This is a genomic window from Thiocapsa imhoffii (assembly GCF_016583985.1).
Classification (GTDB): domain Bacteria; phylum Pseudomonadota; class Gammaproteobacteria; order Chromatiales; family Chromatiaceae; genus Thiocapsa; species Thiocapsa imhoffii.
Window position 1 is genome coordinate 43,746 of record NZ_NRSD01000015.1, and the last position, 11,740, is coordinate 55,485.

Annotated in this window: 11 protein-coding genes; 3 read left to right on the forward strand and 8 right to left on the reverse strand. The window is 61.3% G+C overall.

What is annotated here, in order from left to right:
• Window positions 1–3: 3 nt before the first annotated feature.
• Together CKO25_RS13900 and CKO25_RS13905 are read right to left on the reverse strand one after the other, a co-directional pair.
• Window positions 4–267 carry an MrpF/PhaF family protein gene (locus tag CKO25_RS13900; protein WP_200388547.1) on the reverse strand — a complete coding sequence of 88 codons (264 nt, stop codon included), beginning with the start codon at window positions 265–267 and terminating at the stop codon, window positions 4–6.
• Window positions 268–304: 37 nt separating this feature from the next.
• Window positions 305–850, reverse strand: coding sequence for a Na+/H+ antiporter subunit E (locus CKO25_RS13905; protein WP_200388548.1), 546 nt, complete (start codon window positions 848–850; stop codon window positions 305–307).
• 560 nt (window positions 851–1,410) lie between these two features.
• Between CKO25_RS13905 and CKO25_RS13910 the strand changes: the two genes are divergently transcribed.
• A complete protein-coding gene (locus CKO25_RS13910; protein WP_200388549.1) occupies window positions 1,411–2,106 on the forward strand; it encodes a DUF502 domain-containing protein in 696 nt (231 codons plus the stop codon).
• Window positions 2,107–2,140: 34 nt separating this feature from the next.
• Window positions 2,141–3,274 (forward strand): DUF2333 family protein, encoded by a 1,134-nt coding sequence (locus tag CKO25_RS13915; RefSeq protein ID WP_200388550.1) that lies wholly within the window; start codon window positions 2,141–2,143, stop codon window positions 3,272–3,274.
• Between the two features lie 119 nt (window positions 3,275–3,393).
• On the opposite strand, the gene CKO25_RS13920 is transcribed toward CKO25_RS13915, so the two are convergent.
• The 6 genes from CKO25_RS13920 to CKO25_RS13945 form a co-directional block, all read right to left on the reverse strand.
• Window positions 3,394–4,686, reverse strand: coding sequence for an NAD(P)/FAD-dependent oxidoreductase (locus tag CKO25_RS13920; protein WP_200388551.1), 1,293 nt, complete (start codon window positions 4,684–4,686; stop codon window positions 3,394–3,396).
• Window positions 4,687–4,707: 21 nt separating this feature from the next.
• The gene (locus CKO25_RS13925) at window positions 4,708–5,325 is read right to left on the reverse strand and encodes a c-type cytochrome (protein ID WP_200388552.1); all 618 of its coding nucleotides are present in this window, start codon (window positions 5,323–5,325) and stop codon (window positions 4,708–4,710) included.
• A gap of 174 nt (window positions 5,326–5,499) precedes the next feature.
• Window positions 5,500–6,483, reverse strand: coding sequence for an ankyrin repeat domain-containing protein (locus CKO25_RS13930; RefSeq protein ID WP_200388553.1), 984 nt, complete (start codon window positions 6,481–6,483; stop codon window positions 5,500–5,502).
• A 31-nt stretch (window positions 6,484–6,514) separates the two neighbouring features.
• Window positions 6,515–7,123 carry a NapC/NirT family cytochrome c gene (locus CKO25_RS13935; RefSeq protein WP_200388554.1) on the reverse strand — a complete coding sequence of 203 codons (609 nt, stop codon included), beginning with the start codon at window positions 7,121–7,123 and terminating at the stop codon, window positions 6,515–6,517.
• A 363-nt stretch (window positions 7,124–7,486) separates the two neighbouring features.
• Entirely contained in the window at window positions 7,487–8,557 is a 1,071-nt protein-coding gene (gene nadA / locus CKO25_RS13940; protein ID WP_200388555.1) for a quinolinate synthase NadA, read from the reverse strand.
• A gap of 35 nt (window positions 8,558–8,592) precedes the next feature.
• Window positions 8,593–10,137 (reverse strand): dynamin family protein, encoded by a 1,545-nt coding sequence (locus CKO25_RS13945; protein WP_200388556.1) that lies wholly within the window; start codon window positions 10,135–10,137, stop codon window positions 8,593–8,595.
• A 447-nt stretch (window positions 10,138–10,584) separates the two neighbouring features.
• On the opposite strand from CKO25_RS13945, the gene CKO25_RS13950 reads away from it, so the two are divergent.
• On the forward strand, window positions 10,585–11,736 hold the full coding sequence (locus tag CKO25_RS13950) for an efflux RND transporter periplasmic adaptor subunit (RefSeq protein WP_200388557.1): 1,152 nt from the start codon (window positions 10,585–10,587) through the stop codon (window positions 11,734–11,736).
• The last annotated feature ends 4 nt before the right edge of the window (window positions 11,737–11,740 follow it).

An 11,740-nucleotide genomic window follows, 5' to 3' on the forward strand; every position in this document is an offset into this window, starting at 1 on the left:
CATTCATTCCTCGTTGTCCTGAACCCGTCGTCGCGTGAATGCCGTGACGGCAATCGCCGCAAGCAGGGAGAAGATGAGCGCAACGTCGATCAGCGCGGTGACCTCGACCACGTTCGCGAGCAGCAGGACCACGGCGATGCCAGAGGTCCCCATCAACTGCGCCGCCATCATGCGGTCCGATGGCGTCGGGCCAATTGCGACGCGCACCAGTCCAGCAGCGACGCTGGCCATCAGAATGAGGATCACGATCAGGATGGCGTCGGTCATGATGGCGAGCGCGTCATGGCGTTGGGGGGCGTTTGCATCATACAGGCTCGGGTGACGGATGATGCGGATGCGGGGTCGTACGAATCTCTTCGAGTGACTCATTGAAGAGGATGGCGACCTGCCGCTCCAGACCAGACAGACTCAGATCCAGATCGGCTTCGCGGTCCAAGGCATGGACCTCGACGACGTCACCTCGGAGGTCCGCGCTCAAGGTTCCCGGCAGGAGGCTGATGCTATCGATGAAGACCAGTCGCGCCGAGGGATTGCGCAGGCGCGTCCGGTAGGAGTGGAATCCGGGGTTGACGGCCATGCGCGGCCACAACACCCGTGCTGCGACATCAATCGCGCCGAGCAGTGACTCCCACAGGAAATAGGGGGCGAAGCGGATGCTGCCGATCACCGATAGGGTCCGCTTGCGTGGTGGCGACAGGCGCATGCTCATGATGGTCGCCGCAATGACCGTGGGGATGCCAATCATCAGCGACTGAGGGTCGAGGCCGTTGAAAACGAACCACAATCCCATGAAGAGGGTGCCACGGAGTAGGCCCGAAAGGGGGTGGCGGTAAACGTATCGCTTGTTCATCGACCACGCGCCCTCCATGAGGTCGAGACGACGGCCGCGCGCGCTCTGGATTGGTCGTGATGCATCTGATTCCAGTGTCTGAGCCAGTGTTTGAGCCAGTGCCGCGGAAACCGCATCCAGGCAGATCTCAATCCAGCCGTGGATGGGTGGGGCGCGAAACCGCGCTGCGCATTATAATCGACTTATTCGGTCTCGTCCGGCGCGACTGTCCCGCGACACGGTGGTCTGGCCGACGGGGTCATGACGGCCAGGCGGAGTTCCCCACCAAGAAGCCGTTCGTCACGGATGTATCGACTGTTGGGGCAGGATCAAGCCGAGTTCAAAGGAGAACGAGAAAAAACTGGATCATCAGGGAAATTCGAACAAAAACCATGAAATAATCGATGTTTTGATTTGGTTTCCATAAGAAGATACGAACCATCTAAAATAGTGTGCGGCGCGGATGCGGAACTTGTCGAGAGCAGGAAGACCAGAATCGTTCGGTTCACAAGCTCAGACTCGCTTGCGGGTCGGGCCGAGCCCGCGATCTCAACGGCTCATAGCGAGGCATTTGGAACGACATGACGCATTTCCGGCGCTATATCCTGACCGGCGTCGTCACCGTGATCCCCATCATGGTGACGCTGTTCGTGTTTTCGTTCTTCCTGAACCTGCTCTCGGGGATTGGCCGACCGAAGGTGATCGTGCTCGCGAATGCCGTGCGCCCTCTGTCTCCCGACCTGGCGCGCTGGATACTCGACGTGCCCTGGTTGTCATCGACCCTGGCGATCACCCTGACGCTCGTGATGTTCTACGTTCTCGGTTGGGCGGTGACGAACCTCGTCGGGCGGCGCATCTTGAATCGAATCGAGGATGGCCTGAAGCGGATCCCGTTCGTGACCACCATCTATGGCGCGACGAAAAAACTCGTTGAGACATTTCAATCCGATGGGAGCGAGAGGCCGCAAAAGGTCGTGTTGATCGAATTTCCTCACAGCGCCATGAAAGCGGTGGGCTTCCTCACCCACACCATGGTCGACGAAGAGACGGGGATCGAACTGGCTGCCGTGTACGTTCCGACTGCACCCAATCCCACCGGCGGCTATCTCGAAATCGTTCCCAAGGATCGTGTGATCATGCAAGACTGGTCGGTCGACGAGGCCATGACCTTTGTGATTTCAGGCGGCACCACCGCCCCCGCCACCATTCGCTTCACGAAGCCTGATCTCGGCTCGAGTAGCGACGGCTCCGCTTTGATGACGGCGGCTTGCCAATGAGATCGATACTTTATCTTTTGATGGAGAGCTAGACATGAGTGAGAAAACCACCACTGTTCCCAACCCCTCCACGCCCCCGCCAACCGGTGCGCCGGGCGCAGCCGCGCACCCGAAGGCGGGGCAGCCGGGCGGGAATGCCAAGCAACCATCACCGGCGCGCGTTTTCTTGATCGCGATCGTGGTCGTTGCCGTGACGATCGTGGGACTCGGTATCTATTGGTCCCAGCAGCCGAAGACCTTCAACGTGGCGGCCTTGCAAGCCGAGGAACTGAAGCCTTACTCGGGCAGACCCGTACCCGGCACCGCCGTGGTCGCCGCGTCGATCGGTGTGGCTGAGACCTTGCTCAATAAGCCAGGTGGATTTATCTACAACGACATCATGCCCCCCGGCATCTATCTGGATAACATGCCGAACTGGGAGTACGGAGCTCTGAAGGAGTTGCGGGATTCGGTACGGGCCCTGCGCAATGACTTTAGTCGGTCCCAGACCCAATCCATTGAAAATACCCACGTGAAGGACGCGGATGTGCGGCTCGCGATCGATGCCAAGTCCTGGATGCTCCCCTCGGCTGAAGATCAATACCGCCTCGCCGTGGAGTCGCTCCGTTCCTTCATGCGGGATCTCAGTTTGGGCCAGGATCGCTCGGCACGATTTTTCGCGCGGGCCGATAACCTTGCGGCTTATCTGTCCGTTGTCGAGAAGCGACTGGGCAGTCTGGCGGTGCGTCTGAGTGCGAGCGTTGGGGATCATGAACTGACTTCCGCCCTGCTTCAGTCGCTTCCGAAGGATGATGATGCCACTGACATGGATGACGCAGCCACCCAACTCGAGTTGTCGGCGCAGTTTATGGATAGTACCGGGCGAACCCCGTGGTATCTGGTCGATGACATCTTCTATGAAGCCCGAGGCTACACATGGGCCCTGCTGCACATGATGCGGGCGATCTCGATCGATTTCGCCGACATTCTGGCTTCAAAGAACGCCGATGTCTCTCTGAAACAGATCATCCGCGATCTCGAGGGCGCGACCAAGCCCATGGCAAGTCCGATCGTGCTGAATGGTCATGGCTATGGATTCCTGGCCAACCATTCGCTCGTCATGGCCTCTTACATCTCCAAGGCGAACGCGGCGGTGCTCGATTTGCGCATCCTGATGCAACAGGGCTGAACGCCTGCAATCCATCCGATCTCGGAATGGGAAAAGGGGCCGATGAGGCCCCTTTTGTTGTTCACCCCCAAGCGCCGAATGACGCTCGGACGGTTGGGTGACGTTTCCTCATCCCACGATTACATGAAGGAGTCCTGCTTGATGTTCTCGTACCAACTGTAGGCGTAGTGCACCTCACGGGCCAAGGCCCAATCCGGTGCATCCATTGGGGTCACGCCGCCGGCACCCTCGACATCGACGATCATGCCGCCGTCCTCGCTGAGGCGATAGACCCCGGCAACCGAGATGCCGTAATCCGTGCCCACGATGGAATAGCAGGTGTTGACATAGGACGGGGTGCCCGGCTCGTCTCCATTGAGCATGGCCACGACGGCCGCGGCGGCAACCTTACCCTGGCTGTTCGCGGAGTAGCCGGATTTCGGCATGGCGCCCGCGATACAGGCGTCCCCGATCACATGAACACCGGGGAGCAAGGTCGATTCGAAGGATCGGAAGTCGACCGGGCACCAACCGCTGTCATCCGCCAATCCAGCCGTCTGGGCGATCTCGCCAGCGCGTTGCGGAGGGATGATATTGATGACGTCGGCCTTGATCTCGTCACCGAAGCCGGTCTCGACGGTCATCTCGTCGATATCGATCTCTGTCACGGTCGAATCCGGACCGGGGCGCCACTCCAGCAGCGCGTTGTCGGTGCCGTAGCCGTACATCCGCTCCCAGCCCTGGGTGAAGAGACCCTGCTTCGAGAAGGCCTGCTTGGCGTCAAGGATGATGACCTTCGAGCTGGGCTTGTAGGTCTTCAAATAATGCGCGATCTGGCTGGCGCGCTCATAGGGGCCGGGGGGACAACGGAAGGGATTGGCGGGAGCCGAGATCAGCACGACGCCACCATCCTCCATCGCCTCAAGTTGGCTGCGCAGCAGTTTCGTCTGCTCACCCGCTTTCCAGGCGTGCGGAGCAATCAGTGATGCGGCCTCACTGTAGCCCTCGACCTGATCGTAGAGGATCTCGATCCCCGGAGCGACGATGCAGCGATCATAGGCGAACTCGCTACCATCCGCCGTCTTGACCACCTTTTTGTCGGCGTCGATCCCAACCGCCATCTCGTGCACGACATTGATGCCATGCGATTTCAGACCGTCATAGCTGACACGGAGCGTATCGTAGGCGCGGTCGCCCCCGATCACTTCGTTACTCAGGTAGCAGGTGACATACTCGGTGTTGGGCTCGATGACAGTGACGTCGATGCTCTCATCGGCCATCTTGATGTATTTCGCGGCCGTTGCGCCACCGGTTCCACCACCCACGATCACGACCTTGCGGCTGGCTGCGAACGCTAGGTGTGGGACACCCAGCATGCCGAGTGCACCGGCGGTCCCGGCGACTTTGACAAAATCACGTCTGTTGAATTTCATGCCTTCCTCTCCTCCGGTGTCTTACTGCTGGCTCGCATAGAAGGCGAAAATGGCGGCAAGACCGTCTTCACCATCGCCGGCGAGCAATTCGTCGAGTTTCTCCCTCATCTTGCGCGGCATCTGGCGACGGTCCTCGCGGAAATCGGACATGGTGTATGCGAGGTAGGGCGTCCATTGGCCTGCCAGCAGATAGAAGTCCTCCTCATCCTCGCCGGTGTCCTCGTCACGCAATGGCGTCCCGCCTTCGGCATGACAGTTTTCGCAGAATTGATCGTGCAAACGCGCACCCGAATCGACGAGCGCCACCTCGTATTCCTGCGCGGCCGGTTGGAAGGGTTTGGCATTGAAGAAATCGGCCATGGCCTCGATTTCATCATCCGTGTAGCCCTTGGCGATCCGGCCCATGATGGTGGAGTAGATGTCGCCGCTTTGATATCCCTTCATCATGTCGACGAAGACATCGCGATTAATCCCGGCGATGATGGGCGAGGCGGGTCCCACGCTTTGCCCATTGGTCCCATGACAGCCGGCACAGGTGTTGGCGAGCATGGGTCCGGTCGCCTCAGCCTGGGCGCTTGAGGACGCGCCGAGGACGATCGCCCCCGCAAGTAGGGCCACTGTTGGTGATATTCTGGCCATAATTCCTCCAAATGGTCTCTGAGCAGTCGCGTTGACGCGGCATCTGACGCCGCGATGCATGAGACGCCGGTTGTCCGAGCGTCGTCCTACATTCATATTCAGCCCTGGTGCCTGCGCACCGATCCAGACGTCGACTCGTCGATGGCTCCAGTGGCATCGGTGTGGTGGATGGCTTCAGGGCCCAGTGTCTTGTGTCAGGATGGCAACGGCCTCGCGATTCCCGTTCAGCTCGGCGAGATCCGCCGCGGTGCGTCCAGCCGCATCGGTCAACAGCGGATTGGCACGATAGGCGAGGAGGGCACGCATCACCTCCGCCTGCTCCATCAGCACGGATTCCATGAGCGCCGATGTCCCGTCCTCGTCTTGGATGTTCGGATTTGCCCCCTGTTCCAGGAGCAATCGAACCGCTTCAAGGTGTCCCTGACTCGCGGCCAGGATGAGTGGTGTGGCGCCCATCTGGTCGCGGGCGTTGACATCGGCGCCGCGTGCGATCAGTGCCGCGACGACGGGCCAGGCACCACGGTCGGCCGCGATCAGCAACGCCGTTTCACCCTCGACGTCGCGCGATTCGATTTCCGCGCCGGCGTTGATGAGGAGCTCGATCACAGTCGTCTGCCCATGAGCAGCGGCGAGCATGAGCGCGGTTCGCCCATCACGGTCGGATGCTTTGGGGTCGGCGCCGCGAAAGAGCAATTGCTCGACCATATCGGGGATGCCATAGCGCGCGGCGATCATGAGGGGGTCCCACCCCACACGCGTGCGGTCGTGGACATTGGCCCCGCGCTCGATCAGCAATGCCGTGATCGCGATATTCCCCGTTTCGGCCGCGAAGGTGAGCGGGGTGCAACTGGCCACCGTGCGGGCGTTCACATTCGCTCCCCGAGTCAGCAGCAGGGCCACGGTCTCGAGGTCCTCGGATTCGACCGCGAACATGAGGGCCGTTTTGCCAAACTCGTTCGCGCTATCCACATGCACGCCCTGATCGAGCAAGGCGGTCACGGTTTCGAGATCCCCGATGGTCGCGGCCAGACGCATCTCCTTGCCAAGATCAGCCCCGGCGGCCAGCGTTGGCGTGCCCCAGGCCAGCCAGCACAAGATGAGCGCGAATGGGACGGCGACGCGGAACCAACGCGACGCGTGGAGTGGAGGTGCGGTCATGGTGAACCTCATGGTCGGCGGCACCGGGTGCTTAGGCGGCGTCTGGGTCGGCGGATTGCGCCGGCGCGTCCTCCGCCGCCGCGGCAGCCGGGGGATCCTCGCGCGGCTCTCGTGGGTAGCGGTGTGCCAGCCCCTTGTGACAATCGATACAGGTCTGCCCACGATCCTGTGCCGCGCCATGGCGGCTGCGTGCCGTGCGACTTTGTTCCGATAGGTCCATGTTGGCAAAGTCGTGGCAACTGCGACACGTTGCCGAATCCGTTGCCTTCATTCGATCCCAAACCCGATTGGCCATCTCCCAACGGCGCGCCTCGAACTTCTCCGGTGTGTCGATGGTGCCCATGATTTCATGGTAGACATCCTTGACAGCCATCAGTTTGGCATGGAGTTTCGGGATGAATTCCTGCTGGACATGACAATCCGCGCAGGTGGCCTGCACGCCGGATGGATTTTTGAAATGGCGCGTTTCTCGATACTCCTCGTAGGGCAACTGGAGGCTGTGGCAGGACACGCACAGGTCCATTCGATTGGAGTAGGCGATCCCGGTGTTCAGGAGCACCGCGAAGCCGATCCCGGCAATAAAGACCATGCCGATAACGATGATCGATTTCGAGCGTGATGATGTGGGGTGGTTTGACATGTCCATCCTCTTGACGGCAACGACGATTGGAACGTCGTGATCCCTTCGGCTGTTTTTATTATTCAGTGTGACCGAAAGGTTTATTGTTATTCGGGACGATGTTAAGGCATCCGTGGTTCACTTGCCAAGTTGACTCCATGCGTGACCGATCGCGCCCGGACTCACGTCGGCAAGCGCCATGGTGGCCCCTGAACCGAGCCATGCGGAGCTGGATTGGTGGGGCCGATGGCCTAGCCGAGAGGCATCACGACACCCACGGGTCATGGCTCTCACTCCGTCGCGAAGGCACTCGAGACCGTCTCGGGACGGGTCGCGCCCCGGGAGGTTGGCCGTTCCCGTGAGTGGCGCGGACGGCACCGCGTCTCAGTCGGTCTCGCGTCGAGAACCCAGGCCTCGTGCTTGCGCGAAATCCAGCATGCGACGGATCGGGATCATGGCGCGCGCCGCAACGGCTGGGTCGACCTGAATCTCTTGATCGCCACGACGCAGCACGGCCTCGAGATTCTGCAGAGCGTTCATCGCCATCCAGGGACAATGGGCGCAACTCTCACAGGTCGCGCCGACCCCGATGGTGGGTGCCGGAATCAGGCGCTTTCCGGGTGCGACCTGTTGCATCTTCCAAAAGATCCCGGTGTCGGTAGCCACGATGAATTCGGGGTTTGGTAACTCGGCGACGGCCTTGATGAGTTGCGTGGTCGAGCCCACCACGTCCGCTTGGTCGACCACGTCGTCGGGGGCCTCGGGATGGACTAGGACCGCCGCCGTGGGGTGGAGCTTGCGGACCCGTTCAAGGGCGAAGGCTTTGAATTCCTCGTGCACCACGCAGGCCCCGTCCCAGATCAACATCTGTGCGCCCGTCATGCGCTCGACGTAGTGACCGAGATGTCGGTCCGGTGCCCAGAGGATCTTCTCGCCCTGTGCCTTCAGGTGGGCGACGACCGCCAAGGCAATACTCGAGGTCACGACCCAGTCGGCACGTGCCTTGACCTCGGCGCTCGTATTCGCATACACCACGACGCGATGGTCGGGGTGCGCATCGCAGAAGGCGCCGAAGGCGTCGGCCGGGCAGCCTTCATCGAGCGAACAGGTCGCGCGCAGATCGGGCATCAGAACGCGTTTCTCGGGATTGAGGATCTTCGCCGTCTCCCCCATGAAGCGAACCCCGCACACGACCAGGGTGCGTGCCCGACTGGCCGCACCGAAACGCGCCATCTCCAGCGAGTCGGCGACACAGCCGCCGGTGTCCTCGGCCAGCGCCTGGAGATCGCCATCCGTGTAATAGTGCGCGACCAGCACGGCGTCCTGCGCGTGCAGCAACGCCTTGATGCGCTCGGTGAGAGCCGTCTTCGCGGCCGGGTTCAACACCGGCCACCGTGGGTGTGGCGGAATCTCAACCCGACCCTCGGGTCGCGGCACAGGGTCTGCGCTGGTCATGCTCCTGAGGCTCCTAACAACAAAGAGTGGTCCGCTCAGGCGTCCGAACCCGATGAGGCGGATGCGGTAGCGCTCTGAGCCAGCAGTTGATCCGCTTGCGCGGGCAGCCGCTCGGTCTGTGGCTTGGGTGGCGGCTCCTTCAGCCCTTTCGGGTTGGTGTAGCGCTCATTGAGCGTTTGCACATAATTCTCACAGCTTTGTAGCACTTCATCGATCTTCTGGCGAGCGCGGCTACTCCAGCCGAAGGGGCGTCCCAGGATCATCGGTCGATAGAACCTGGTATTGCGGCGAAAGGCCGTCATGAGGTTGCCGGGTGGATTCCTACGCGTGACTTCTTTCTTCAACCAACTGGCCACCACCACGGCGGCGAGCTTGCGAAAGCCGAAGTGGACACCGAGGGCGAACGCCACGAGGATCCCGATCAGCGCCTCATGACCCCAGGCCACCTGCTCGGTGAGGGTCTTGAGCCACGCGGGCTCGTAGGAGAACCCGACCCAGTGCCCCGCGCCGATGCTCCAGTAGAGGAACAGCAAGCCGACGAGCGCGGCCAAGATGGTGTCCCCGAGGAGGGTCAAGGAGCGCCAGCGCAACATCGCCCGTTGGAGCAAGGGGACCGAGGCCTGAATGAAACTCGTCGCGGTTTCGCGCAACGCCGCGATGATGCGGTAAGCGCGCTCGATCTCGACCCGCTCCATGCGCAGGAAGATCTCGCCGAGATCGGCATCACGTTTCTTCTCGAAGCGACGGCGCTTGTGCTCGTCCGCGATCGTAATCCCAACCTCTGGATTGTAGATGGTGTAGAAGCGCCCCGCGGTGAGTCCCGCCTCACCGATCGCACGCAGCCACGCGGCAACGACATCTTCTGGATTATCCTCGTTCGCCGCGGTATCGAGTTGATTGAGGATGTAGAGAAACTTCCCGGAGTCGGCGCGGTGGATCGTATCCTTGACGAGATGGCGGAGGGTATCGCGCATGGCGCCCGGCTCGGGGTGGCGGGCATCGAAGAACACCAGGACCAGATCGGACAGATCGATCATGTGGTCGGTGATGCGCAGGATCGCCGTGCGTTGCGCGTCGGCATCGAACCCCGGGGAGTCGATCAGAATCTTGCCCCGCAGCCGTTCGCTGCAACTGGTCTTCAATTGCAGGTAGGCGTCGATGCGTTTCCCTTCCCCACCGGCCACCTGCTCGATGTCGTGTGACATTTGGTAAAAGGGGAAGCGGGGGTCGGAGTCGAGCGAGACGCCCGGGAGCGAATGGCTGACTTTCTCGGGACTGTAGACGATCACGGTGAAGCGATCGTCGACCGCCTGGTTGCCGGTCCGTTGTAATTTCTGACCGAGAAAATAGTTGATAAAAGTCGATTTTCCCGCTGAGAAGGTGCCGAGGATCGAAATCAGGGGCCACCAGGGGATCTGCGTCGCAAACGACTGGTTGCGCTCGAGCAAACCCGTCTGGTAAGCCACGCCATCGATGGCTCGAAAACTCTGTACAGCGCTCAACAAAACGGGGTTTTCTTGCTCCAGATGCGATTCCAGTTCCTGCATGCGTTGTTGAACGGCCTCAGCGGTAGACGGCATGGGGCGGACTCCTCGGTGGTGGTGACGGATGTCCGTGCGGAGCGCTGAAGGAGGGCGCGCTCGACGTCCGAATGGATCAAGACGCGGTAGGTGGCTCGGGCAGGGCGCCCGCACGGTGAATCTGGGTGTTTAAGTGGCAATGTTACACTGAACCCGCGGACCAGGGATAGGTATTCACGCACAGGAATTGCGGACTTAGGTGGGCGCTGTGCGCGCTTCGGCTTGAATGTCGAGCGTGCTCGAAGGCATACTGCCGCACTGCGATGTGGCTAGAATGAAATGATAACGCTGCACGGGCACGGTCGCCCGAGACCGTATCCTGATGTCGGCTGTCCGGTAACGGACGAGCGCCGGGTGCGCGGCGCCATCCCGGTTTCCACCGCAAGTCCGACCGCCATGCCGCTGACGGACTGCAATTCAAATTTCCAGCGTTTGGTGTGCGATCCGATGTCAATACAGTTTCGAAACGCCCCGATAGCGTGCGCGTTCGCGCTCACCCTGATCGCTCCCGCGAGCTTCGCCCAGGCCGATTTCGGCGAAACCTTCGTCGTACAGCAGGCGCAAGGCACCCCAACGGTCGCCTTGGGTGGCACGGTCGTCCCCTACAAGGAGGTGATGTTAGCGGCGCAACTGCCAGGCCGGGTCACCTTCATGGCTGGGCGTGAGGGGGACCGCTTCAACGAGAAAGATCTCCTGGTGGCGATCGGCGATGAGGAACTCCTAGCGAACCGGCGTGCCCTGCTGGCACAGATTGCCAGCGCCGATGCCCAGTTGCGTAATGCGGGGGTGCAGTACTCGCGAGAGATTTACTCACCGCAGTCGCGTTCGGCCATGGGTGGGATGGGGTTGCCGAATCTCTTCGATCAGATGTTCACCCGCCCGGTTGAGAGCTTCATCGGCGAGCGGGATCGCACCGCGGAGCGCTCCGCGGATCTGTTCGCCTCAGGCATCCAGATCCAGGAGGCACAGAACGCCATGCTGCGATTGCAGGCCGAACTTCAGGCCCTCGATTCAAAGATTCGTGACGCCCGCAGCATCGCTCCCTTCAACGGTGTGATCGTGCGTCGCATGGTCGAGGTCGGTGACACGGTACAGCCCGGACAACCGATGCTGAATTTCGCGGATGTCGAATACCTGCAGGTGGATGTCGACGTTCCAGCGCGTCTGCGCCCAGGGCTAAGCGACGGCATGATGGTGCAGGCTGAGCTCGACCAGGACAACCGGCGCGTGCCGATTCGCGTCGCACAGATCTTCCCCATGGCCGATCCGCAACGTCATACCGTGAAGGTGAAATTCGACCTGCCCCAGGGGGTGTCCGAACCCGGCATGTATGCCCGGGTGCTGGTGCCCGACGTCAATGCACCGGCCCGCTCCAATCCCGTCATCCCGAGTACGGCGGTGCGCTACAACGGAAGCTTGCCTGGGGTCTATGTGATCAATGCACGCGGTGAGCCTGAACTCCGACTCATTCGGGTCGGTGAAGAGCTGCGGGGCGGAATGATCACCGTGCTCAGTGGGTTGCGGGCCGGTGAACAGGTGATGACCAACCCGGGACCGCGCGTCACCGCGGGTTGGGCGACCGGCACCGCGCCGCGTTGAGTTG